This is a genomic window from Flammeovirgaceae bacterium (assembly GCA_015180985.1).
Classification (GTDB): Bacteria; Bacteroidota; Bacteroidia; order Cytophagales; family Cyclobacteriaceae; genus UBA2336.
Map to the genome: position 1 here is coordinate 926,456 of CP054185.1, position 24,862 is coordinate 951,317.

19 protein-coding genes are annotated in these 24,862 nt (G+C 46.0%); 16 read left to right on the forward strand and 3 right to left on the reverse strand.

The window, feature by feature from the left end; all coding sequences use genetic code 11:
- Positions 1-191 precede the first annotated feature (191 nt).
- The 4 genes from HRU69_04415 to HRU69_04430 all read left to right on the forward strand — a co-directional run bounded on the left by HRU69_04415 (position 192) and on the right by HRU69_04430 (position 5,403).
- Positions 192-2,072, forward strand: a complete 1,881-nt coding sequence (locus HRU69_04415; protein ID QOI96781.1) for a tetratricopeptide repeat protein — start codon at positions 192-194, stop codon at positions 2,070-2,072.
- 67 nt (positions 2,073-2,139) lie between these two features.
- Positions 2,140-3,282, forward strand: coding sequence for a cytochrome-c peroxidase (locus HRU69_04420; GenBank protein ID QOI96782.1), 1,143 nt, complete (start codon positions 2,140-2,142; stop codon positions 3,280-3,282).
- A 177-nt stretch (positions 3,283-3,459) separates the two neighbouring features.
- Complete coding sequence (locus HRU69_04425; GenBank protein QOI96783.1) at positions 3,460-4,605, forward strand: hypothetical protein; 1,146 nt, start codon at positions 3,460-3,462, stop codon at positions 4,603-4,605.
- 129 nt (positions 4,606-4,734) lie between these two features.
- Positions 4,735-5,403, forward strand: coding sequence for a sterol desaturase family protein (locus HRU69_04430; GenBank protein ID QOI96784.1), 669 nt, complete (start codon positions 4,735-4,737; stop codon positions 5,401-5,403).
- Here HRU69_04430 and HRU69_04435 read toward each other — a convergent pair.
- Entirely contained in the window at positions 5,400-6,488 is a 1,089-nt protein-coding gene (locus HRU69_04435; GenBank protein QOI96785.1) for a site-2 protease family protein, read from the reverse strand. The genes HRU69_04430 and HRU69_04435 overlap by 4 nt on opposite strands.
- Before the next feature lie 126 nt (positions 6,489-6,614).
- Here HRU69_04435 and HRU69_04440 point away from each other — a divergent pair, with 126 nt between their 5' ends.
- The 10 genes from HRU69_04440 (at position 6,615) to HRU69_04485 (ending at position 18,973) form a co-directional block, all read left to right on the forward strand.
- Complete coding sequence (locus tag HRU69_04440) at positions 6,615-7,946, forward strand: amidohydrolase family protein (protein QOI96786.1); 1,332 nt, start codon at positions 6,615-6,617, stop codon at positions 7,944-7,946.
- Positions 7,947-7,964: 18 nt separating this feature from the next.
- The gene (locus HRU69_04445; protein QOI96787.1) at positions 7,965-9,410 is read left to right on the forward strand and encodes a M20/M25/M40 family metallo-hydrolase; all 1,446 of its coding nucleotides are present in this window, start codon (positions 7,965-7,967) and stop codon (positions 9,408-9,410) included.
- A gap of 91 nt (positions 9,411-9,501) precedes the next feature.
- Positions 9,502-11,574 (forward strand): S9 family peptidase, encoded by a 2,073-nt coding sequence (locus tag HRU69_04450; GenBank protein QOI96788.1) that lies wholly within the window; start codon positions 9,502-9,504, stop codon positions 11,572-11,574.
- A complete protein-coding gene (locus HRU69_04455; GenBank protein ID QOI96789.1) occupies positions 11,571-12,233 on the forward strand; it encodes a fused MFS/spermidine synthase in 663 nt (220 codons plus the stop codon). Before HRU69_04450 ends, HRU69_04455 begins: the two co-directional genes overlap by 4 nt.
- Positions 12,234-12,254: 21 nt before the next feature.
- Complete coding sequence (locus HRU69_04460) at positions 12,255-12,479, forward strand: CDGSH iron-sulfur domain-containing protein (GenBank protein QOI96790.1); 225 nt, start codon at positions 12,255-12,257, stop codon at positions 12,477-12,479.
- Positions 12,480-12,551: 72 nt separating this feature from the next.
- Positions 12,552-13,001: a MarR family transcriptional regulator gene (locus tag HRU69_04465; protein QOI96791.1), complete on the forward strand. Its 450-nt coding sequence runs from the start codon at positions 12,552-12,554 to the stop codon at positions 12,999-13,001.
- Positions 13,002-13,069: 68 nt separating this feature from the next.
- Positions 13,070-15,469 carry a 3-hydroxyacyl-CoA dehydrogenase/enoyl-CoA hydratase family protein gene (locus HRU69_04470; protein QOI96792.1) on the forward strand — a complete coding sequence of 800 codons (2,400 nt, stop codon included), beginning with the start codon at positions 13,070-13,072 and terminating at the stop codon, positions 15,467-15,469.
- Between the two features lie 95 nt (positions 15,470-15,564).
- The gene (locus tag HRU69_04475) at positions 15,565-16,740 is read left to right on the forward strand and encodes an acetyl-CoA C-acyltransferase (GenBank protein ID QOI96793.1); all 1,176 of its coding nucleotides are present in this window, start codon (positions 15,565-15,567) and stop codon (positions 16,738-16,740) included.
- A gap of 31 nt (positions 16,741-16,771) precedes the next feature.
- Complete coding sequence (locus tag HRU69_04480) at positions 16,772-17,137, forward strand: four helix bundle protein (protein QOI96794.1); 366 nt, start codon at positions 16,772-16,774, stop codon at positions 17,135-17,137.
- Positions 17,138-17,170: 33 nt separating this feature from the next.
- Positions 17,171-18,973, forward strand: a complete 1,803-nt coding sequence (locus tag HRU69_04485) for an acyl-CoA dehydrogenase family protein (GenBank protein QOI96795.1) — start codon at positions 17,171-17,173, stop codon at positions 18,971-18,973.
- Between the two features lie 140 nt (positions 18,974-19,113).
- Here the strand turns inward: HRU69_04485 and HRU69_04490 are convergent, their stop codons facing one another.
- A complete protein-coding gene (locus HRU69_04490) occupies positions 19,114-21,168 on the reverse strand; it encodes a helix-turn-helix domain-containing protein (GenBank protein ID QOI96796.1) in 2,055 nt (684 codons plus the stop codon).
- Between the two features lie 203 nt (positions 21,169-21,371).
- Between HRU69_04490 and HRU69_04495 the strand changes: the two genes are divergently transcribed.
- Together HRU69_04495 and HRU69_04500 are read left to right on the forward strand one after the other, a co-directional pair.
- Positions 21,372-21,944 (forward strand): ankyrin repeat domain-containing protein, encoded by a 573-nt coding sequence (locus HRU69_04495; protein ID QOI96797.1) that lies wholly within the window; start codon positions 21,372-21,374, stop codon positions 21,942-21,944.
- Positions 21,945-21,989: 45 nt separating this feature from the next.
- The gene (locus HRU69_04500) at positions 21,990-23,078 is read left to right on the forward strand and encodes an acyltransferase family protein (protein ID QOI96798.1); all 1,089 of its coding nucleotides are present in this window, start codon (positions 21,990-21,992) and stop codon (positions 23,076-23,078) included.
- A gap of 52 nt (positions 23,079-23,130) precedes the next feature.
- Here HRU69_04500 and HRU69_04505 read toward each other — a convergent pair whose 3' ends face one another.
- The gene (locus tag HRU69_04505) at positions 23,131-24,786 is read right to left on the reverse strand and encodes a carboxypeptidase-like regulatory domain-containing protein (GenBank protein QOI96799.1); all 1,656 of its coding nucleotides are present in this window, start codon (positions 24,784-24,786) and stop codon (positions 23,131-23,133) included.
- Positions 24,787-24,862 lie beyond the last annotated feature (76 nt).

The following is a 24,862-nucleotide window of genomic DNA, read 5'->3' on the forward strand; positions in this document are numbered from 1 at the left end:
AAAGATTGCTATGCATAAATACCCATGCTGTTCATTACTATACTAAGCTGTTATAAACTAACCGGTTAAAACTCACAATAAATCCACAGGAAATAAAAAGTAACTTAGAGGTTTGAATCTATCCACAAATGCCCACCGCTAATTATAACAATACTATTATTAAATACGTTTTAATAATAAGCCATTTGACCTTGTGGTTAGAAACAGGACGAGCACAAAATCAAAATGAAATTCAGTTAGCAAACGAGTATTTATTAAAAGGAGAGAAATCAAAAGCACTGGATATTTACCGCGATCTTGCCAAGAACGAGGTGAATGTTCCGTTTATTCATAATAACTATATCAACTTACTTGTTGATGTCGGTGCCGCTGAGGAAGCACAAAATTACCTTAAACGGGTATTGCGCAGAGATGCGGATAATTTGCAGTACCGTGCTGATGTGGGTATAGTTTATGTTCGTTCTGGTGATCTTACCAGGGCTGATAAAGTTTTTAAAGAACTGATTGCAGAGAATAAAACCAATGTATCCCGGATTAAAATGCTTTCGGATTACCTGGCCAGCCGATCGTTGGCGGAATATGCCATCGTTGCGTTAACAGAAGGACGGGATGCCCTTGGCAATCCGTATTTATTTTGCCTAGAACTGGCTTCGCTGTACCGGATTAAAGGGCAGAAGGATAAGATGGTACAGGAGTACCTTACCTACGTTATGCAAAGTTCGGCCAATACTCAGTATGTAAAGAATGTAATGCAGGTATTGCTTACTCAGCCCGAAGAACTTGAAAGCCTTGAGAAAATCTTGTACGAACGTGTGCAGAAGTACCCGGATATGGAAGTGTATTCCGACCTGTTGGTTTGGGTTACTATGCAACAGAAAAATTTTAGCGCTGCCTTTATTCAGGCTCGTGCGTATGACAGGCGAAACAAAAAGTTTGGTGAAAAGTGCCTGGAGGTGGCGCGGGTCGCGCTGGATAATGAAGATTACAACAACGCCCTGTCCGCCTATGCCTATGTGGCGCGCGAATACCCCGATGGACCGTTTTATCTCCAGGCACGGTTGGGGCTTATACGAACGCGCGAAACACGGGTACGCAACACCTTTCCGGTGCAAGCCGATTCGGTGCGGGCACTAATAACAGAATACAAAAAGTTTATTAGTGAAAACCCCGACAATACCAATTCATACGAAGCGCAACGAAGCGAAGCACTGTTGTGGGCATATTACCTTGATGATAAAAGCAAAGCCGTTCAGTTACTTAACCAGTTAATAGGCAATTCCAGAGCTTCCTTGCAGTTAAAATCAAAAGCAAAGCTGGATTTAGGGGATATTTATTTACTCAATGGCGAACCCTGGGAATCGGCATTGCTGTATGCGCAGGTGGAAAAGTCATTAAAAGAAAACCCGCTGGGATATGAAGCCAAACTGAAAAATGCCAAACTCTCATACTATAAAGGCGACTTCCGGTTAGCGCAGGAGCACCTGGATATATTGAAAGAGGCTACCACCCGCGAGATAGCCAACGATGCCATGGAATTGAGTATGCGCATAAAGGAAAATATTGCACTTGATTCAGCCGGACTGGCTTTGCAGGCATATGCAGTTGTTGAGTTGTTGTTGTATCAGAACAAAACCGATCAGGCACTGGAAGCAATAAAACAATTGAAAGAGGGAAGGTCAAAATTTTCAAAAGAAGATGCTTTCTTAAATAACTTTTCATTCGATGCTGCAACACAAGGCGATTCAGTTTGGGTAACCTTCAGCAACCACACTATTCTTGATGATGTGTACTGGCTGGAAGCAACCCTGCGGATGAAACGTGGAGAATTCGACAAATCGCTGGCCTTGCTTCAAAAAATTCTGGATGACTATTCGGAGGACGTCCTGGCTGATGATGCCTTTTTTATGCAGGCCGAAATCTACGATCGTCAACTAAACAACAAGGATAAGGCTATTGAAATGTACAGGGAATTTCTGAACCGCTACCCGGGCAGTGTTTATGTAGCCGAAGCCCGCATGCGGTACCGGGTGCTGCGGGGGGATTTTGCCAATCCGCAGATAATAAACCCGTAGAGATTTCGTTTACGATTTGCAAAAACTCCCGGAGTTGATTACTTTTCTTTAAGTAACCATTGGGTTTATGTGTCTGCTGAAAAATTTTGCTGCTTTTTTTTCGCTGGTTATAATACTTAGCGCATGCGAGCCCTTTGAATCAGGGCCCTCAGTTACAAGCCTGGAGCTGCCCCGCACCCCCTTTCAATACAACGTTCCCGGGGCTTCTGATAACCTGGTAACCCTGGGTCGGGTGTTGTTTTATGATACGCGCCTCTCTGTCAACAACGCTATTTCGTGTGCGAGTTGTCACAAGCAGGTGTTGGCTTTCTCCGACAACGTTGCCTTTAGCCGGGGCTTTCAAAACAAACTCACCTTGCGCAACTCCATGCCCATCCAGAACATTATATCCGATGTTTTTGCCGACAACGTGATTATTGAAGAAGATTCCACACCCGTAGTACTACCCGATACTGTTTTTGGATATTTGCCAGGTGTAGTGCCCCCTCCTGCATTTTTCCGTACAGATACACGACTTTTCTGGGACGGCCGCGAAACATCTCTTGAAAGCATGGTAACGCGCCCCATTATGGATCATATTGAAATGGGTATGCACGATTTGCCCACCCTGGCAAAAAAATTGAAAACAATATGGGAGTATCAGCATCTTTTTACCAAGGCCTTTCCTGATGAAGATAATGTTACCCCGGATAAAATTTCCCTCGGGCTAAGCGCCTTCCTGTTAAGCATCCGTTCCAGCAATTCAAAAGTAGATAGGGCATCTCGTGGCGAAGCCAAACTCAGTGCCAGCGAAGAATTTGGCCAATTTCTGTTTACTCAAAAATTTGGTTGCGATGGCTGCCACGCGCTTGGCGGGTTTGCCAACATCGGGCTTGATGCACTTTCATCCGACCCGGGCCTTAGTTCGTTTACGGGCAATCCGAACGATGCCGGCAAATTTAAAATACCGGCTCTGCGTAATGTTCAATTAACAGCACCGTACATGCACGATGGCCGGTTTAAAACACTTGAGCAAGTGCTCGATCACTACAGCAGCGGCATAAAAAATAATCCAACATTAGATGGACTACTCCGTACGGAGGATGGTAAGCCCGTTCGTATGAACATGACTGCGGCAGAGAAGGCAGCGCTGATAAGTTTTTTAAATGCGCTTACAGACCACACGATGATCACAGACCCCCGCTTTTCAAATCCGTTTAAACAATATTAACATCGTAGCACTTTGTTTTATAAGCTGGTTGCCTTTTTAGCTTTTTCAGTTGCAGCAAACGCCCAAGCAGTTTTTTTAAAGGGATACTTCATTGACCACACCGGTTACCGAAGCGAGTGCTTTATACGGCCCGAAAACTGGCGACAGGATTCTTACCTGAATTTCCGTCTTCACCTTTTGGACACACTCCATCAAAAGCCCGTAGTTGAGTTACGGGAGTTCGCTATTTACGGCAAGGTAAAGTACATTATTTCGAATGTGTATGTTGATCGCCCGGAGGATAGTCCGCAGAACCCCGAATGGCTTGAACAAAAAGTCTTGTTGAATGTGCTGGTAGAAGGTAAAAGCAGCCTGTACTTTACACAGGTTGAAAATAAAAGATACTTTTTTTGCCGTGAAGCAGCCGGTCTTATCATCCTGCTTTCACCAACACCTGCGGTAACCGATACAACAGCAAAATCATTTCACCTGCTTTTAAGAAACAGGTTTAATTGCCAGGGTAATCCTGACAGCTATTTTAGGTCACTTAAGTACGAAACGGCAAATCTGTCGGAATACTTCGTTTTCAACAATCGCTGTCTCGGCCTGGAGGCCATAACTTACCCCGGCCTTGGTTCGCTGGTATGGGTGGGTGAAGCACAAAAAGTTCCGAAACAAGCGGCTCGACCGGTTTCGGAAGGAAAGCCTGAATCACAAAGCATAATCACCGATAAACAAGAAAGTCCTGAGCAGAACACAGTACAAACCAGCACGAAGCGTAACTGGCATTACATAAATGTGGAAATCAACCCGCTCATCAGGCAGGTCTTAAATTTCAGCGATGAATCCACGCCCACCAATAATCCGTTTCAGTTGCAATACGCAGCCAACAACAAAACAACAGGGGTTGGATTTGCCGGGGCATTTAGCTATGCCCGCGAAAAATTTTCAGACAACAGTAACGGAAATGATTTTGAAACAATAACGAGAGATTTTGTACTCCGGCTTGGCTATGAACACAAACAGCAGGCAGGCACCCGGTGGATATATCTTTATGGCTACGACCTGTTGATTATAGGAGGCAAGGAAGAAACCACGTTAGACAATTTTGGGGGAGGCATAACCATAACCACCAAACGAAGTGGCTGGGGTATGGGTCCCCGGGGCGGTATTATGTTTCAGTTGGCCACCCAGGTGTTTATCGGAACTGAAGTAAGTCTTTATTACTCCTCGGTGGTCCGAACGGAAGAATTTCCAGATGTACCCGAAACTAAACAGCGGACTCAAAAAATAGAAGTAAACCTGCCGGTAGCTATTTTCCTCGGAATCCGACTGGGTAAGTAACTATTTCGCACGATCGTATCAGGTCAATTAGCGCAAGGACCCTCAATTATTTTTCCTTTTTTCTGATCAACATCAGTGCAATGATTACCCGTCTGGTGTAAAATTTTACCCTCATAAAAAGGAAGATGTATGAAATTTGAAAAAATTCATAACAAAGGTCAGGCCCGGTTGTTTGAAAATCCATTTCTGGAAATGCTTACCAAAGCCCACCCGCTGGTAATCTGGGGTATGTATTTACCTGTAATTTTTTACCTGCTGTATTACAGCCTCACCATGCTGCAATTTTCAGGAATACGCATTACCGTAACATTTTTTGCCGGTATGTTTTTCTGGACATTTTTTGAATACCTGGCGCACCGGTTTATTTTTCATCTGGTTCCAAAATCAGAAACGGCCAGAAGAATGGTTTACATTCTGCATGGAAACCACCATGAATTTCCACGCGATAAACAGCGCCTGTTTATGCCACCTGTGCCCAGCCTGATCATCGCTTCTATAATTTTTGGAGTAATGTTTCTGATTATGGGTAATTATGCCACCATGTTCTTTCCCGGTTTTATGCTGGGCTACCTGCTTTACGGAAGCATGCATTACGCTATTCATGCATGGAGCCCTCCCTTCCGCTGGATGAAAGGCCTGTGGCGAAACCACCACCTGCATCATTATAAAAATGAACACATGGGTTTTGGCGTCAGCTCTACCCTCTGGGATCACGTGTTCGGCACGATGTTCGACTTAAAAAATGAGAAGGAGGACAAAGAAAAGGTAATGGAGCTGATGTATGGGCCGCGCAGTTAATGATTCTCCTTCGCTTCACGCACCATTAAAAATTCAGCAACATTTTCGGTATCAAGCATCCCGATAAGCGTGCTGGTTTTCAAAACCGGGGCTGCCGATTTTTTGGCGTTACGCAGATTAACCCAGGCTTGCTCAAGCGGCATATCGGTGGTAAGCTCAATGAAGTTTTTATCCATCGCATCGGCTACTGCATTATGTGCCTTTCCTTCGCGCAAGGCTCGGATGATCTGATCGCGGTTCAGCGTTCCAACAACACGGGCGTCATCTACTACAATGAAGTTTTTGTTTTGCGAGGACAAAAGTTTATCAGAACTGAACTCGATGGAGTCGTTCGGATGAAGTACAGGCACATCGCTCATCAGCGCATCGGCTACAGTAAAACCACTTAGTAATGATTTCGCCTCGGCAAATTGTGCTTCGGCCTGTGCGCCCAGGAAGATGAAAACACCGATAAAAATTAAAAACGGGTTGTTAAAGAAGCCGATAAACACGAATCCTACGGCCAGTAATTGTCCTACCGAGGCAGCTATGCGCGTAGCCACATGACGCTGAAATCTGAATGAAAGAAGGGCCCTGAACACTCGGCCTCCATCCATTGGAAAAGCGGGTATCATATTGAACACCGCCAGCCAGATGTTTACCACCATTAACGAGAAAAGAAAGTTGTGGTGACTTAACTTACTTAAATCCAGTTCATCAATCAGGTTTGGATTTAGCTTAACTACCGGAAAAAGCAGGAGCGCAATAAGTACATTAACTGCCGGTCCGGCCAACGCAACAACGAGTTCTTCCTTAGGTTTTTCAGGCATCGATTCAAGTTGAGCAAGCCCACCAATGGGTAACAAGGTTATGTTTCGGGTTTTAATGTGATATCGTTTGGCTGCAAGGGCGTGGCCCAGTTCGTGTGCGGTAACACAGGCAAACAGGGTAATAATAAACAGCACACTCCACAAAATGTCAACCGGGCTCATTCCCTGCTTCAGATTGACAAATACAATCCAACCGATGAGGATGAGAAAAGTCCAGTGTACAAAAATCTGGATGCCAGCTACTCGGCCAAGCGAAAGGGAATATTTCATATTCATCGCGAGCGTAGTTAAATTGGAAACCGATAATGAATCTTAATTTACTAAAGATATGCACCAACTGTGTAAATAAACGTGATAATTTCATTTCAGTTAGCTTACTTGTAATCCTATAAACAATCAGCAATGAAGCATACGGCATTACTTACCCTGTTCCTGCTTTTGGCGGGCGGCATATCCCAGGCACAAATTAAGGCTTTGGTTGGCGGAACACTGATAGATGGATATGGCGGCAAGCCGCTTCAGAATTCAGTCATCATCATTGAAGGCGAACGCATAAAAGCAATCGGACAAGTCGGATCAATTGATATTCCAAAAAATGCAGAAGTCATTTCCACCGAAGGCATGAGCGTTTTGCCCGGCCTGTGGGATATGCACGTGCACCTGATGATTAACGGGCACAGTGATTACACACACTGGGATAAAACCTATCTGAAAATTGCAAAAGATGTGATCATGCCCTCATCGGCACACCAGCTTTTACTGGCCGGTGTTACCAGCGCGCGCGATTTAGGTGCACCGCTTGAAGCCAGCATTAACGTGCGCGATCGCATTAACAAAGGAGAAATACCAGGCCCCACGATGTACATGAGCGGACCATTTATCCAGCACGAACCGTATCCGGGCACGGCCGAGTTTCGCTGGGGTGTTAAGGGCGAAGCCGATGCACGGGCTAAAGTGCAGCGCCTGGCTAAAGCCGGAGTGAATTGCATCAAACTTATTGATCAGGATGAAATGACGGAAGCAGAGTACCTGGCCGTGGTAGATGAGGCGCACAAGAATAAATTAAGGGTTGTCGCACACGCGCACCGCCCCGATGAAATACGCAGAGGGTTAAAAGCAGGTGTGGATTGTTTTGAGCATACCGGATTGGCTGCTGCGCCTGAATATCCGGCCGATATTATTGCCATGATTAAAGAGCGGACTGCGAAAATGAGTTTAGGCCCATTATTCTGGACGCCCACCGTTGAAGGACTTTATAATTATGAATATGTGCGCGACAACCCCGAACAACTGGATAACACCAGCTGGCACCTGGGTTTGCCCGATTCGGTCATAGCCGATATTAAGCAGTCGATTAAATACCCGGGCAGGCTTTCTTACTTCGGATTGAACCCATTGCGAAAACCAACACTGGAAACGAAGATTAAACAGTTGAAGGAGGCTGGTGTGGTGTTGCTGATAGGTACCGACAGCGGCATTCCGATGAAGTTTCACAGCCAGAGCACCTGGAACGAACTGGATGTATGGGTTAACAAATTTGGCTTCGACCCGATGTACACTATTCGTGCGGCCACGTACTGGCCGGCCGTGGCGATGGGCGTAGAGAAAGATTTTGGAACCATCAGCGAAGGCAAGTATGCCGATATTATTGCCGTGAAGGGCGATGTGTTGCGGTATATCGCTTTGCTGCAACGTGTGGATATGGTAATTAAAAAAGGGAAACGCTATAAATAAACTATAAACAAACCTGTCATGATTAAAAAGTTCTTTCTCCTTTTGTTGCTGTTGTTTCTTTTTGTTGTTGGGATAGTATTGTTCAACACGTTTCAGTTTCAATCCAATCAACAAGCGGTTGAGTCCGTACCTGCGCCTGAATTAACAGAAGCATCCCTGCAACACTTTCAACAAGCGCTTTCTTACAAAACCATTTCCTATGGCGATCCATCGTTATTTGACTCAACACAATTTTTAAACTTTCGCAAATTCCTTGAGGCAACTTATCCAAAAACCCATGAAATACTTTCACGTGAAATTGTAGCGGGATATAGTTTGCTCTACAAGTGGGAAGGAAAAAATCCCGAACTGAAGCCCGTGGTACTGATGGCCCACCAGGATGTGGTGCCCATTGAAGAAGCCACCAAATCCATGTGGACAGTCGATCCGTTTGCGGGCGTGATAAAGGATAATTTTATCTGGGGGCGTGGCACTACCGATGATAAAATCAATGTGATTTCCATTATGGAAACGGTGGAGAAATTGTTAACCGAAAATTTTCAACCCGAGCGTACAGTGTACCTAGTTTTTGGCCACGATGAAGAAATTGGAGGAAAGGGCGCTACAGCAATTGCCAAACTTTTAAAGGATAGAAACATTGCAGCCGAATTTGTGCTGGATGAAGGCGGGCTGATTACAGCAGAAAAAGTTCCCGGGATGACAAAGCCCATCGCCTTACTCGGCACTGCCGAGAAGGGATATCTTTCATTAAAATTATCGGTTAGCCTTCCGGGCGGCCATTCTTCTATGCCCGAAAAAGAAACCGCTATTGATGTTTTAGCTAAAGCACTAAACACGCTTCGCAGCAAACCCTTCGAACCGGAGTTTTCCGAACCGATGCATGGCCTTATAGAAAGTCTTGGCCCCGAAATGCCGTTTGTTCAGCGCATGGCGCTTGCCAATCCGTGGTTGTTCAAGAAAATGATTTTAAGCACGTACTCCCAAAGCAATACAGGCGATGCGATGATCCGCACCACCATTGTGCCAACCATTATTGAAGCCGGCATTAAAGACAATGTGGTGCCCACGGTAGCAACAGCCGTTGTCAATTTCAGGTTGTTGCCGGGCCATACGTCTGACCAGGTAATTGAAGAGGTGAAAAAGAAAATAAACGATGAACGCGTTAACGTTGCGCCATTGAATAAAAATGTTTCAGAGCCATCGCCCGTAACGCCAATAAATGGTTTTGGGTATCAGAAAATTGCCTCTACAATTAAAAAAAGTTATCCGCAGGTAATCACCTCGCCATTTCTGGTTATTGGCGCAACCGACTCCCGGCATTTTACGGAAGTGTCATCCAACATCATCAAGTTCAGCCCGATGATTGACCCGATTGGTTTTCACGGCATTGACGAACGCGTGAGTTTGGAGAGTTATAAAACAGCCTTGTGGTTTTATGAACAGTTGTTGAGGGATTTGAATTAAACACAAATTCTCTGTGCTCTTAGTGTAAACTTTGTGACCTCTGTGGTTTTGCATTTAGTAAGCTTTAACCGAAATAAATTCAAACACCGATATGAAAAAAGTAAGCCTTCTTATCGCACTGCTCATTACACTATCTGCAGCATTCGCCCAGGTCACGATTGATAACCTCCTCAACGTACCCTTCCCTACAAACCTCACCGCCAGTAGCGATGGCAAGCGTATTGCCTGGGTGTTTAATGATCAGGGTGCGCGTAACATTTACGTGGCCGATGCACCTGATTTCACTCCGAGAAAAATTACCAACTACAATCAGGATGACGGACAGGAAATAGCATCGTTGCAGTTCACGAACGATAATGCGAAAATCATTTTCATACGCGGAGGTGCACCCAACAGCGCAAATGAATTACCCAACCCCATTGCGTTACAGCCCAGCGTTGATCGCGCCATCTGGATGATGAATGTGGATGGCAGCGATTTGAGAAAGCTGGCCACCGGCTTTTATCCCAAACTTTCACCCGATGGAAAATCATTGGCTTATTTAAGCAGCGGCCAGGTGTGGCTGGTTAAACTCGATTCAGCAGGCAAGGGCAAAAAGCTTTTCCATTCGCGCGGCACGCAAAGCAACATGCGCTGGTCGCCCGATGGCCGTAAACTGGCTTTTGTGAGCAGCCGCACCGACCATTCGTTTATTGGTGTTTATGATTTTTCAACCAACACCCTTCAGTTTCTTGACCCAAGTGTTGATCGGGACGGTAATCCGGTTTGGTCGCCCGATGGAAAGCAAATCGCTTTTATCCGCACACCCAATGTACGCAACCGCCTGCCCTTTGTTCCGGCACGTGAAGGCCATCCCTGGTCTATACGTGTTGCTGATGTAAGCACCGGAACGGCAAAAGAAGTTTGGGCCGCTAAACCCGGCAAAGGCAGTGTGCTGCACACCGGTATTCCGGTAGGGGATAATATGCTTTGGTGGATGGCCGACCGCCTGGTGTTTCCGTGGGAGCGCGGTGGCTGGCAACATCTGTACTCGGTTTCCATAAACGGAGGGGAGGCGGTATTGCTTACCCCGGGCGATGGCGAAGTGGAATCAGTTGATGTGGCGCGTGACGGAAAGAGCCTCATTTATGTAACCAACATTGGCGACATTGACAGGAGGCATATTTTTAAAGTGGCCGCTACCGGAGGTAAACCACAACAGCTTTCAACGGGCGATGGCATTGAATACTCACCGGTTGAAACAACAGCCGGATTGGTTTGCCTTCGTACCGATGCCACTACGGCCGCCTGGCCGCATGTAGTAGCAGCCAACGGACAATCAAAAATGATTGCGGCCGATTTATTCCCTAAAACTTTTCCTAAAAAAGATCTCGTAACCCCGCAGGCCGTGATGATCACAGCTACGGACGGAATGAAAATCCCAGCACAACTATTTCTGCCGAAGAGCGCCAAGGCTGGCGATAAGCGGCCGGCTGTGATCTTCTTTCATGGCGGCTCGCGCAGGCAAATGGTGCTGGGGTTTCATTACAGTCAATACTATCACAACGCCTATGCACTTAACCAATACTTTGCCAGCCAGGGTTATGTGGTGTTGTCGGTAAATTACCGTAGCGGTATTGGGTACGGATTGGATTTTCGTGAAGCGATTGATTATGGTGCAGCCGGTGCCAGCGAGTATCGCGATGTGGAAGGTGCGGGGTTGTACCTGGCACAACGCCCCGATGTTGATCCGAAGAAAATCGGGCTATGGGGAGGTAGTTATGGTGGTTACTTAACGGCCATGGGCCTGGCTAGGGCATCCGATTTATTTTCTTGCGGTGTGGATATTCACGGTGTGCACGACTGGAATATGGTGATCCGGAATTTTGTGCCTTCCTATCAGGCCGAAAAGCAACAGGCTTTTGCGCGCCTTGCTTTTGAATCGTCACCCATGCATTTTATCAAAGGCTGGCGCTCACCGGTGTTGCTCATCCATGGCGATGATGATCGCAATGTGCCCTTCAGTGAAACGGTAAGCCTGGTCGAAAACCTGCGCGAACAAGGTGTGTATTTTGAGCAATTGATTTTTCCGGACGAAGTGCACGGATTTCTGCTGCACAAAAACTGGTTAAGTGCCTATAAAGCTTCGGCCGATTTCTTCAAGCGTATGTTTGATAAAAAGTGAAATCCATAAGTCAACAAATACTCAGCTATGTTTCCGGGACAATTGTTGAGAAACGACCAAGTGCAGTAAGCGGAGAATTGGAAGTATGGTATCAAAACGGAACGCATGTTCTGCACTCTCCCGATGCAAATTATTCGTTCGACACGCTGCATAAAATATTTCAAAAGACGTTTAAAAAATTTGAAGTAAAGAAGCGGAATCCAAAAACTGTTTTAATTCTTGGATTTGGTGCAGGCAGCGTAGCCAGTATTTTGTGTGATGAACTGAAGCTTTCGCCTGAAATTACCGGTGTGGAATTTGACCCCGTAGTAATTGATCTGGCAAAAAAATATTTTCAGCTTAACCGGCATGAAAAGCTTTCGATACACATTGCCGATGCAGCAGCGTTCATTCAGCAAAGCAAGTCAACTTACGATTTGGTTGTAAGCGATGTGTTCATTGATAAACAAGTACCTGAAAGTGTTGTACAGAAAGCGTACGCAGAAGATTTGGTACGGCTTACGGCCCGGGACGGTATGGGCATGATGAACTGGATTTGTGAGACAAAAACACAGCACCGCTTAAGGACATCCATGGAGGCATGGCTGAGGAGTTTGGCAACGAAAACGGAGGTGTACCGTGCCTCCTCCGTCAATTATTTGCTTATTTGGTATCGATAGAAAATCTTAATCAAAACAAGTATGGCAACAACGAAGATTACAGTAAACAGCAACGGTTCATTACGGGTTGAAGGCGATTTTGAGCTTGTTGATATGCAAGGCAAGGCCTATGGCTTGCAAGGCCGAACACTGGTATCACTTTGTCGATGTGGCCGCTCCAACAACAAACCGTTTTGCGATGGCTCGCACAAGGGGCATTTTGATCATGAAGCCAAGGCATTTGATTTGCCCACGAAAAAGGCATGATGGGACAAAAATTCCAACAAATAGTATGCACGCATAACAAATATTTCTATATTCGTATCCCTTTCGGGGATTATGAAGCGCGAAGAAACTGTTGATTACCACATTCGGTCTGCCTGGCATGCCATTTCGCGTATGTATAACCAGCAGGCGGCCCGTTACAATGCCACCATGGCCATTGGCTTCGTTTTACTCAACATTGATGCTGAAGAAGGAACACCGGCTACTAAGATAGGCCCGTTAATGGGCCTGGAACCACGAAGCTTAACCCGGTTGCTCAAGTCACTCGAAGAACAGGGGGCAATCTATCGCGAGGTGGATAAATCCGATAAACGTTCGGTGCGCATTTTTCTTACGGATGAAGGTAAAAAAGGCAGGGAGCGCTCAAAAGAAATTGTACTTCGGTTTAATGAGGCCGTACGCGAAGAAATACCACAGGAGAAACTCAGTGTGTTTTTTGAAGTGATTCAAAACATCAATAAAATTATTGAACGAAATACTATTTACGAACAAACGTATAGTTGATGGTTGTTGGTTCTTAGTCCGTAGATGAACAAAGCCAACATCCGTCAACCAACAACTAACAACTACTTATGAAACGATCCATCCGCAAAGTTGCTGTTCTTGGTTCAGGGGTAATGGGCTCTTCCATCGCCTGCCATTTTGCCAACATCGGTTGCGAAGTGTTGCTGCTTGACATCGCACCGAAAGAGCTTACCGAAGAAGAAAAAGCAAAAGGACTTTCACTCGATAACAAGCAGGTGAAGAACAGAATTGTTCAGTCATCATTTGATAAGTGTATCAAGTCTTCACCCGGCCCGATCTACAGCAAAAAATTTATATCGCGTATTACGCTCGGCAACTTTGATGATGATCTTCCCAGGATCAAAAACTACGATTGGACAATTGAAGTGGTTGTAGAAAATCTCGACATCAAGAAGAAAGTATATGAGCAGGTAGAGAAATACCGAACGCGCGGAACGCTTATTACCTCCAATACTTCCGGTATACCAATACACCTGATGGCCGAAGGCAGAAGCGATGATTTTAAGCGCCATTTTGCGGGTACACACTTCTTCAACCCGCCCCGGTACCTGCGGTTGTTCGAGGTAATACCCACAGCCGATACCGACCCGGAGATAACTAAATTTTTACTCCATTATGGCGATCTGTACCTGGGTAAAGTATCCGTACTCTGCAAAGATACGCCCGCTTTCATCGGAAACCGGGTGGGTGTATGGGGCCTTCTAAAGGTTATCGACTCCATGCGAAAATACGACCTGAATGTAGATGAAATTGACAAGCTGACCGGCCCGGTAATCGGCCGCCCAAAGTCGGCAACGTTCCGTACTTCTGATGTTGTTGGATTGGATACACTCGTAAAAGTAGCCAACAATTTATATGCAGGTTTGCCTAATGATGAAGGCCGCGAAATTTTCAAATTGCCTGATGTAGTAAACAAACTTGATCAAAATAAATGGCTCGGTGATAAAACCGGTCAGGGCTTTTATAAGAAAGCAAAAGACGCAAAAGGCAAAACTGAAATTCTTACGCTCGATTTAAAAACACTCGAGTACAAGCCAAAGCAGAAAGTAAAATTTGCAACACTTGAAACTACGAAGACAATCGACAACTTGCGCGATCGGTTTAAAGTATTGCTGGCGGGCAAAGACAAAGCCGGAGAATTTTACCGCGATTGTTTTTACGGATTGTTTCAATATGCATCGAACCGGATTCCGGAAATCAGCGATGAACTTTTCAGAATTGATGATGCCGTGTGTGCGGGTTTTGGTTGGGAACTCGGACCGTTCGATACATGGGATGCACTCGGTGTAGAGAAAACCGTGCACGCCATGGAAGGCATGAACTACAAACCCGCACAATGGGTGTACGACATGCTGGCCAGCGGCAACAAATCATTCTATAAAGTTGAAGGTGGTCAGCGCAAGTATTACGACATTCCTTCAAAGTCATACAAAGTCATACCGGGCAAAGAGGCTTTCATCATTCTTGAAAACCTGAGCGATAAGGTGGTCTGGAAAAATGCTGAAAGCAAAGTAACCGACCTGGGCGATGGGGTCATCAACTTCAGTTGGCACAGCAAGAGCTATACGCTGGGCAGTGCTGTGATTGAAGGGCTGAATAAAGCCCTTGATTTGGCAGAAAAGGACTACCGGGGCCTGGTGGTGGGCCATCAGGGGCCGGATTTCTCGCTCGGGGCCAATCTGGGGCTGGTTTTTATGTATGCCATCGAGCAGGATTATGACGAAATCGACTTTATGGTGCGGGCTTTCCAGAATTCGGTCATGCGCCTGCGCTATTCGTCTGTTCCCGTAGTGGTTGCCCCACAGGGCCGAACCCTGGGCGGAGGCTGCGAAATGACCATGCATGCCGACATCGCAGTAGCTGCCGCAGAAACCTATATCGGCCTGGTAGAAGTGGGTGTTGGTTTGATTCCGGGCGGAGGTGGAACGAAAGAGTTTACCAAACGGGTAAGCGATCGCTACCTGGAAGGCGATGCCGAAATGAATGCGCTGCAGGCCGCATTCATGAACATCGCAACGGCAAAAGTGGCGTTGTCTGCCGAAGAAGCCCGCGAAATGGGTGTGCTGCGCGCACAAGACCGCATCGTTATTAATAAAGACAGGCAGATACTTGAAGCAAAATCAACGGTGATTGAATTGGCCGAAGCCGGTTACACCATGCCCGTACAAGCACGCAACATTAAAGTTTTAGGCAGGGCAGGCATGGCACTCTTTGCAGCAGGAGTAAACGGAATGAAAATGGGTGGATACATCTCCGATCACGATTTGAAAATCGCTATGAAGATCGCCAACATCATGTGCGGTGGCGATTTAACATCGCCCCAGGAAGTAAGCGAGCAATACTTACTGGATCTCGAACGTGAGGCGTTTGTTTCATTGTGCGGGGAGCGGAAGACGTTGGAGAGAATTCAAAGCATTTTAACAGGGGGAAAACCTTTAAGAAACTAGAAATTAGACGAAAGACGTAAGTAGCAAGACTTAAGAAATTTGCTGCTTGGTCTTGCTACTTAATACTTAAGTCTTACTACTAAAAAAGAAAAAATATGGACGCATACATCGTAGCAGGTTTCAGAACAGGAGTAGGCAAAGCAAAAAAAGGAGGCTTTCGTTTTGTAAGGCCCGATGATTTGGCGGCCGATGTGATTAAACATCTTGTTAAATCCGTTCCCGGATTGGAGAACAGCATGATAGATGATTTAATCGTAGGCAATGCAGTACCCGAAGCAGAACAAGGCATGCAGATGGGAAGGATGATTTCCCTGCTTGCGCTCGGTATTGATACGCCTGGTATGATTGTGAACCGTTACTGCGGAAGTGGTGTTGAAACCATTGCTATCGCAAGTCAACGCATACAGGCCGGCATGGCGGATGTCATCATTGCCGGAGGAACGGAGTCCATGTCGCTGGTTCCGGTAATGGGTATCAAAACAGCGCTCAACTATAAAATTGCTACGGAGAATCCAACGTATTATACAAGCATGGGCCTCACAGCCGAAGAGGTTTCAAAGCAATTCAAAATTTCCCGCGAAGAGCAGGATCAGTTTTCGTATGAATCGCACATGAAAGCTGCGGCAGCATGGAAGGACGGAAAATTTAAAGATGAAGTTGTTCCCATCACCGTTAAGGAAGTGTATGTGGATGAGAACATGAAAAAGAAAACGCGCGAGTTTGTAGTGGCTACCGATGAAGGTATCCGTGCGGACACAACCGTAGAAGGTTTATCAAAATTAAAGCCGGTCTTTGCCATGAACGGTACCGTTACAGCCGGCAATTCATCGCAAACATCCGATGGCGCTGCCTTTGTGCTGGTAATGAGCGAGCGTATGGTAAAACAGCTAAACATAAAACCGATTGCGCGCATGGTGAGCTATGCTGTTGCCGGTGTTGACCCGCGCATCATGGGCATTGGCCCGGTGGCTGCTATACCCAAAGCATTGAAACTGGCCGGAATGAAACTGGATGACATTGACCTGATTGAGCTTAACGAAGCCTTTGCCGCACAAGCATTGGCCGTAGTGAAAGAACTGAACATTGACCGTAAGAAGCTAAATGTTAATGGAGGCGCAATAGCTGTTGGCCACCCGCTCGGATCATCCGGAGCACGCTTATCCGTGCAGTTGTTTAATGAACTCGGCAGACAGAAAAAGAAATACGGAATGGTAACAGCCTGTGTGGGCGGAGGACAAGGCGTGGCGGGGATTTATGAGCTTTTGAATTAGACATAAGACAAAAGACGTAAGTAGTAAGACGATGCATAATTTCAAAGAGTTAAAAGTTTGGCAACTATCGAGACAACTCGTTAAAGAGATTTATGAATTGACGGTCGACTTTCCTTCTTCGGAAAAGTATGGATTGATATCACAACTTCGCAGATGCACAGTCTCAATTCCAACTAACATTGCTGAAGGTGCTGGGCGAAATACAGATAAGGACTTTGCACAGTTCTTAAACATGAGTTTGGGATCGGCCTATGAGCTTGAAACGCTTTTGATTCTTTCTTTTGATGTAAACCTGATTACTCAGGAACAATTGGATTTTTTAACGAATAGGATTTCCGAAATACAAAAAATGACTTTTGGCTTGATCAAGACGTTGCGCCAGGAGTCTTATGTCTAATGTCTTGATACTAATGTCGAAACAACACAAAGTATGGCAACCGAAGTAGCAACAACAAGCGCAATTAAAGGAGGCGAATTCCTGATCCGTGAAACGCAGGCAAATGAGATCTTCATACCCGAAGAATTCAATGAAGAGCAGTTGATGATCAAGCAGCAATGCGAAGATTTTCTGGCCAAAGAAATCTGGCCAAGGCTGGATGAAATTGATTCCATGAAGCACCCGGAACTGATGCCCTCCTTACTGGATAAGGCCGGTGAACTTGGGTTACTGGGCACATCCGTGCCGCAGGAATTGGGCGGCTTTGGTATGGATTTTAACACCGCTATGCTTATTGCTGAAGTGCTGGGCGCAGGCCATTCGTTTGCTGTTGCGATTTCTGCACATACCGGCATCGGTACACTACCTATCCTGTATTATGGCAACGAAGAGCAAAAGAAAAAGTACATTCCAAAACTTGCATCGGGCGAGTGGAAAGCAGCCTACTGTTTAACCGAACCTGACTCGGGCTCGGATGCCAACTCCGGTAAAACAAAAGCTACACTCAGTGCAGAGGGTAAGCACTACATCATCAACGGACAAAAAATGTGGATTACCAACGGAGGCTTTGCCGATGTGTACGTGGTGTTTGCCAAGATAGATAACGACAAAAACCTGAGTGCCTTCATTGTGGAAAAGGCTTTTGGCGGTATTACCATGAACGAGGAAGAAAAGAAGATGGGTATTAAGGGTTCTTCTACGCGCCAGATTTTCTTCAACGATTGCAAGGTGCCGGTAGAAAATATGCTGAGCGAACGCGAAAACGGTTTTAAGATTGCCGTGAACATCCTCAACATCGGCCGGATTAAACTTGGCGTTGCTGCGGTTGGCGGAAGCAAGAAGACTATTTCAACGGCTGTAAATTATGCCAAAGAGCGCAAACAGTTTGGAACATCCATTGCCAACTTTGGGGCTATCAAGCATAAAATTGCCGAGATGTGCACCAAAGTGTTTGCATCCGAATCAGCGCATTACCGGGCTTCGCAGAACATTGACGATGCCTATAACGCTTTTGTAGCCGGGGGCATGGAACCCGGTAAGGCGAGGTTAAAGGCACTGGAAGAGTTTGCGATAGAATGTGCCATCCTGAAAGTACATGGCTCCGAAGTGCTTGACTTTGTGGTTGATGAAGGCGTGCAGATTTATGGAGGCATGGGCTTTTCGGCCGAAGGGCCGATGGACCGTGCGTACCGTGATGCACGCATCAACCGGATATTTGAAGGCACCAACGAAATTAATCGCCTGCTCACCATTGATATGCTCCTGAAACGCGCCATGAAAGGCTCACTGGATTTAATGAACCCGGCCATGGCCGTTCAGAAAGAACTGATGTCGATTCCGGATTTCGGAGCCAGCGAAGAGGGGGGCCTGTTTGTTAAAGAAAAGAAAGTACTGGCCAACCTGAAAAAGGCCGGCCTGATGGTAGCCGGTGCGGCCGTGCAAAAGTTCATGATGAAACTTTCGGATGAACAGGAAATTTTAATGAACCTGGCCGATATGCTTATTGAAGGCTATGTGGCCGAATCAACATTGCTACGCGTGGAAAAACTGATTGGCCAGCGAGGCGAAAAGGCTTGTGAGATGCAGAAGGAAATGGCGATGATTTACCTACATCATGCGGTGAACAAAGCAGCCACAGCGGGCCGTGAAGCAATTACCTCCTTTGCCGAGGGCGATGAACAGCGCCTGATGCTGATGGGACTGAAACGCTTTACTAAAATTGAACCCTATAACCTGAAGGAAGCCAGAAGAAAGGTGGCAAATTATGTAATTGAGAAGGGGGCGTATCCTTTTTAGTTGTTAGTTCTTGGTTTATAGTTGATGGGAGCGTCCTAACACGAATAACGTTCAACTAACAACTCAAAAACCCGGGAGCAATTCCGGGTTTTCTTTTTATCAGGTAAGCGGAAGAACGTTGTTATTCCTGGTACAACCCGCTACAGTAACCCTTTTTCTTCCAGCCGGTGCTTCAATTTTTCATGGTTGGCCCAAAACCGTTCTTCAATTTGACGCACTACCCGTTGAAATTCTGGTGAACGTTCAATGGTTGTCTGAAGCGGATCTTTGTTCAGGAAAAGTACAATCCAATATTGGATGTTATCCTCTTTCGCAAAAAGTTGTAAATGCTCCAGGGCTTTTACAGCGTCACCGGTTCGGCTATAATACATGGCCAATCCAAGATTCTTGTAAGCTGTTGGGTCCGTATCCAGGTATTGCCGGTAACTCCGAATAAATTCATTGGCTTTATCCTTCAGTCCAACCTTCGCGTACACCATAGCGATCGTCATATCTTCATGCCGGTAGATGTCTAATTTCATTTTTTCCCGGTAATAATTAAATCGTTTATAACACTGGTACGCGCTGTCAAAGTCTTGCAGGTAGTAACTTACTTTGCCGATTTCTTGCAGGATATCGATGCGCATTGTGTCTTTACGAAATTCAATGGCCAGCAAATCGCGTGTTTGATTTAGATCACCATTTTTTGCAAAAAGCGTGAAGGCACGAAGATACCGGGAGTATGCATTTTCAGGATAATAGTCAAGTGATCGGTTAACATGCTCCAGTGCCTGATCTGCAAAGCCGTTTTGTATAAGTGCATTGGCCAGCCTTAAATGAAAGTTGCTGATGGCAACCGAATCGCCAGACTGTGCCCCCAAACGCAACCCTCTCAGGGCATATTCAAGGTATTTACCGGTGTTGGGCAGTTGATTGCCATAGAAATCGGCCAGTAAACTCAATGCAAGCGTGGAGTTGGGATTATACTCCAGCCCCTTTTCGAGGTACGGCAACGCCTGGCTGTACTCTTTTTGTAACAGAAAATACATGCCTTTTGCAGTATAGCCTTCGCTAAGCGTTGGGTCAAGGCGCATGGCCATGTCGGCATAGGTACCCAAGGTATCAAGATGTGGTTTTTCCGATTGATAGATATCGATGTAATAGCAGGCAATACTGGCGCAGGCGTATGCCATGGCAAAAGTTTTATCTTCAGCAATAGCACCCTGAAAGTACGAGAGTGCTTTCGGGAAATTTCCTGCCCCGGGTTTATTCAGTAGTTCTAGCCCTTTCAGAAAAAGAGTGAAGGCCGTTGTGTTTTGAGTAAGCGGTTTTTCAAGGCGATTCTTTTCATCAGGTGTGATGAATACCTGCACTTCTTCCACAATATCGGTGGCAATATCCTGTTGTAGTGCAAAGATATCCCCAACCTCTCGCCTGTATTGCCGGCTCCACAATTGCCGGTCGGAGGCATCAATTAACTGTACGTTCAACACCAGGCGATTGCCTATTTTCTGACCGCTGCCTTCAACAAAATAGTTTACATTCAGTTCCCTGGCCATTTCCGGAATGGTTTGCCGAAGGCCCCTGTACTTTTCGGCTGATGTCCGGCTGATTACTTTCAGGCTCTTAATTTTTTGCAGATTGTTCAAGACGGCTTCCATTAAACCGTTAACAAGGTACACGTTGGCAGTATCGTTGCTTTCGTTCTTAAAAGGCAGCACTACAATAGCTTTCTCCTGCACCGGTATATTTTTGCGCGACAATGCCGGGTAAGCAAACCACCCGGCAACTGTTGCAACAAGCAAGCTGATAAAACCGGCAATAAGTAGTGTCCTCTGCTTGCGGTTCGATGGAGGCAAATCAACCGCTGGTATGTCAGGCCTGTTTAACCGCTTATTTACTTCGCCAGGCGGATAGCCATAATGCTCACGAAAGCATTTTATGAAATAAGATGTGCTGCTAAAACCCACCTGCACCGCTACTTCTGATACATTGTATGTACCCGTGCGCAATAACTCCATACTTTTTTGTAGGCGCACCTGGCTGATGAGTTGGCTGACCGATAAATCAGAGGCTTTCTTAACTTTTCGCAGCAGGTTAGAGCGGCTCATGTTCATGGCATCGGCCAATTCAGTAACACCAAAATTTTCATTGCTGATGTTGGCAGCAATTTTTGCGTTTACCTGATTTAAAAACTCCTTATCGGCCTGCGCCATGCTACCGCTTATTGTTGATTTGTTTTATTAAAAAAAATAGGTACTTCCGGGTGTAAAAATCGCCATTTGCACCATAGTTTATATGATTGCGTCAAAATTTACATGGGTTTCCGCAAAGTTCATGGTTTTGTGTTCATGGTTGTTTAACCTGCCCCGGCCTGCCCGGTTTATTTGCAGCATAAAACAAAACCATTGTACACCACATGAAAACAAAAGTAAACCTGATTAAAAATGCCGGTCATTTTATTCTGCTACTATTACTGGCAGCCTGCCAGGGTAAAGAAAGCGGAGCTCAAACCCGCAGCACGTCAACTGTTAAACCGCCTGATGTTGACTTGCATACGGCTATCCTGCAGGATAACCTGGATGCAATTAAACTACATATTGCTGCCGGCAGTGACCTAAACATCAAAGACCCGTTTGGTGGCTCAAGTCCGCTTATCAGCGCGGCTCTGTTCGGCAAGACAGAAGCGGCCCGCTTACTGTTGAAGGCAGGCGCGGACATTAACTTCCAAAACAACGATGGCTCAACCGCCCTGCACACAGCTGCTTTTTTCTGTCGGCCCGAGATTGTTAAGCTGCTGTTGGAAATGAAAGCAGACAAGACCCTCAGGAATAAATTCGGAGCCACTCCGTATGATAATGTGGCTGGCCCGTTTGACCAGGTGGTAAGCATTTACGAAATGATGGAGAAAGCACTTGGCCCCATGGGCTTGAAATTAGACTACGCGTATATTAAGAAAGTGAGGCCCGAAATCGCAGCCATGCTGAAGTAACTATACTTAGTGAGAGCATTGAGCACAGGCATTTTACCTGGCTCAATGCCTATCCTAGCGCTGCTCAACCTTTCTGCACAACTTAAAACTATCCACAACACAATGAGACGACACGATATGGATTGGCTTCGTGTAATAGCCATCGCGCTGCTGTTGGTTTATCATGTTGCCATCGGATTTCAGCCGTGGGGAATGATGATAGGATTTATCACAAATAAGGATTCATGGCCAGCGCTGTGGCTACCGATGTCTGCGCTAAACATATGGCGCATACCGCTGTTGTTTGTGGTGTCGGGCATGGGCGTGTATTTTGCCATGCAACAAAGATGTTGGATAGCGCTTTTTAAAGAGCGTATGCTGCGCATCGGAATTCCTTTTGTGTTTGGCATGATTGTAATCGTACCACTGCACTTGCTGGTGTGGCAATACTATTATCAGATGGAACCAAGCTATCTGGTAAACCCGGGCCATCTATGGTTTTTAGGGAATATCATGCTGTACATGATTTTGCTTACCCCTTTGTTTTATTACTTCAACCGTAATTTAAAGGCACAGTATTTTATTAAGAGCGTATTAGGGAATCCGTTAGGGTTGCTGCTTGTTGGTGCAATTTTTATTGCCGAGGCAATACTTATGCAGCCGGTGCCCTATGAGTTATATGCAATGACACCCCACGGGTTTATTCTTGGACTGCTCGCTTTTTTCTTTGGATTTTGTTTTGTGCTTACCGGAGAGGCCTTCTGGCAGATGATTCAGACCTGGCGCTGGTTGTTTGTGACCGCAGCCTTTACATGTTTTGCCTTCAGACACTTTTATTTTGGAATGACTACCCCCCTATACCTGTTTGCAGTTGAATCGCAAGCCTGGATACTGGCTGTTTTGGCGTTTGGCAGCAAATACTTAAACCGTCCCGGTCGCCTCCTTGGCTACCTGAGCAAGGCGGCTTATCCGGTATATATTCTGCACATGGTTTTTTTATACCTCGGCTCCCTTTTGATTTTTCAAACGACTTGGCCGGTGCCTGTGAAATTTACAACCGTACTTATTTTTACGGTTGGGTGTTGTTTGGTCGCCTATGAAGCCATACGCAGAATCCGGTGGCTTAACCCTTTTTTTGGCATAAAGACTACGTAGCCAACCAGCTTCAGCACGGTAAGTTGGTAGTTCTTAGAACGAACGCTGTTGGTCAGTTGCCTTCAATAAGTAGTTTTTTTAGGTCGGCCTCTTCAATAAAGGTGGCCGGCCCGCCATCGGCCAGGTATGTTGTACCATCTTTACGGATTACCACAAAACCCGGAGTGTTTTTGATTTTGTACGTCCGGGATAGGTCAGAATTTCCTCCGATGCGGTAATTCACGATGCCATCAGCAAACAGGTTATAGCGCACGACCCGCTCTTCCCAAAGTTTGGTATCGTTCTCTTTCGAAAGAAAAATAACCATCAGGTGGTTCCGGTAAACTTTATGCAGGCGCTTAACTTCCTCCAGTTGCTGTACACAACTGCGGTCGCAGGTATTATCCCAAAAAACCAGGTAAAGCATTTTTCTGTTCTTGCTGAAATCTGCAAGCCAGTTAAACTTCTCATCAGCCTGCTCACCGCCCTGTGATGTACTCCACTCATACTTCTTATACAAATCAAACTGCCGGCTCAGTGGAATACCTTTGCCCAAATCGTAGATGATTCGATCTTCCAGGGGCGTTGTTTTCAGCATATTGTGGTTACTCCAGAAACCCGAATCATAAGGAATGGTAAGCAGTTCGGCTTTGCCCGGCTCCTTGCCCTCAAATCTGAGTTTCGGATCGCGGTTGATTCCGCCTGACATCAGTTCAATGTGAAAGAAATGGCGGCCGCTGTCAGAAAAATGGGTTTCGCCTTCCCGTATGAAATGATACGGGTAATACTTGTCGTTGTATTTCCGGTAAAAAGCCGAGGTTTTAACAGTTACACCGGCATCGTACTTCAACTCCTCCACTTTTACAAAAGCATACGTGTCGGTTGTAATGTACAGCATACCTTTGGCATGAGGCGCAGGCACGTACCCGGTTGTGGTTAAGATAGAGTCTTGCTTGTATGAGAAGCTTATTTTATAGACATCGCGTCCGTCAAACGCAGTGATGCCCTCAAATTTAAACGTGTAGTTTTCAAAGTCCGTTTTCAGGTTGCTCACCTCCTCGTACATTTTCAGGTAATTACTTTTTTCAAGCAGTTGGTAGCCCACCAGATCGGCCTGCAGAATGCTGCGCAGTGAAATGGGGGTATGCCCCTGTGCAGTTACGGTGTTGTCGAGGCTTCTGCGCAGTTGAGTTACACGCATTTCCTCCTTCTCGCCCGCCTGTTTTCGAAAAGGCTTGTAGCCCTGGTGTTTCCAAACATCAACAAACGCCTCAATCAGGCGCCCGTAAACAGAGTCATCTTTACAATAGTGCCTGTAGAAAAATTGTTGCAGAAACGACTGGTTTTCGTAATTACGGTTGGTATTGGCAAATGCCCGCTGTACAACCCTGCGGGCATTAATGGGCCGGTGGGTAACAACAATTTCGCTAAGTTCAATGGTGAACGGAGTCAGGCGGATGAGCTTCATATCTTCTGGTGAACTGACCATCAATGAAACATATCCCACGCATGAGACTTTTATAGACGCCCCCTCCGGTATCAGCAAAGTAAACTCACCATCCAGGTTTGAGCTGGTGCCCATGGCTGTACCCAGTACGCCAATCGAGGCAAAGGGAATAGGATTGCCCGTTTCGCGGTCAATAATCTTGCCTTCAACTTTTTGCTGACTATAGCCAGGTGATTGAACCAACAGAAAAAGTACCAACCCGATGCTTAACCCGCGATACATTATTACAACAACATGATTTTACAACCGAAAAATAGACTTATCTACAAGTTATCAAAGAATTTGTTTATAAGCCCGA

Bases quoted from the DNA above. Each gene is read 5' to 3' on its own strand.
- HRU69_04420 (QOI96782.1), top strand. From the start codon at position 2,140: ATGTGTCTGCTGAAAAATTTTGCTGCTTTTTTTTCGCTGGTTATAATA.
- HRU69_04430 (QOI96784.1), top strand. From the start codon at position 4,735: ATGAAATTTGAAAAAATTCATAACAAAGGTCAGGCCCGGTTGTTTGAA.
- HRU69_04435 (QOI96785.1), bottom strand. From the start codon at position 6,488: ATGAATATGAAATATTCCCTTTCGCTTGGCCGAGTAGCTGGCATCCAG.
- HRU69_04440 (QOI96786.1), top strand. From the start codon at position 6,615: ATGAAGCATACGGCATTACTTACCCTGTTCCTGCTTTTGGCGGGCGGC.
- HRU69_04445 (QOI96787.1), top strand. From the start codon at position 7,965: ATGATTAAAAAGTTCTTTCTCCTTTTGTTGCTGTTGTTTCTTTTTGTT.
- HRU69_04450 (QOI96788.1), top strand. From the start codon at position 9,502: ATGAAAAAAGTAAGCCTTCTTATCGCACTGCTCATTACACTATCTGCA.
- HRU69_04460 (QOI96790.1), top strand. From the start codon at position 12,255: ATGGCAACAACGAAGATTACAGTAAACAGCAACGGTTCATTACGGGTT.
- HRU69_04465 (QOI96791.1), top strand. From the start codon at position 12,552: ATGAAGCGCGAAGAAACTGTTGATTACCACATTCGGTCTGCCTGGCAT.
- HRU69_04470 (QOI96792.1), top strand. From the start codon at position 13,070: ATGAAACGATCCATCCGCAAAGTTGCTGTTCTTGGTTCAGGGGTAATG.
- HRU69_04475 (QOI96793.1), top strand. From the start codon at position 15,565: ATGGACGCATACATCGTAGCAGGTTTCAGAACAGGAGTAGGCAAAGCA.
- HRU69_04480 (QOI96794.1), top strand. From the start codon at position 16,772: ATGCATAATTTCAAAGAGTTAAAAGTTTGGCAACTATCGAGACAACTC.
- HRU69_04485 (QOI96795.1), top strand. From the start codon at position 17,171: ATGGCAACCGAAGTAGCAACAACAAGCGCAATTAAAGGAGGCGAATTC.
- HRU69_04490 (QOI96796.1), bottom strand. From the start codon at position 21,168: ATGGCGCAGGCCGATAAGGAGTTTTTAAATCAGGTAAACGCAAAAATT.
- HRU69_04495 (QOI96797.1), top strand. From the start codon at position 21,372: ATGAAAACAAAAGTAAACCTGATTAAAAATGCCGGTCATTTTATTCTG.
- HRU69_04500 (QOI96798.1), top strand. From the start codon at position 21,990: ATGCCTATCCTAGCGCTGCTCAACCTTTCTGCACAACTTAAAACTATC.
- HRU69_04505 (QOI96799.1), bottom strand. From the start codon at position 24,786: ATGTATCGCGGGTTAAGCATCGGGTTGGTACTTTTTCTGTTGGTTCAA.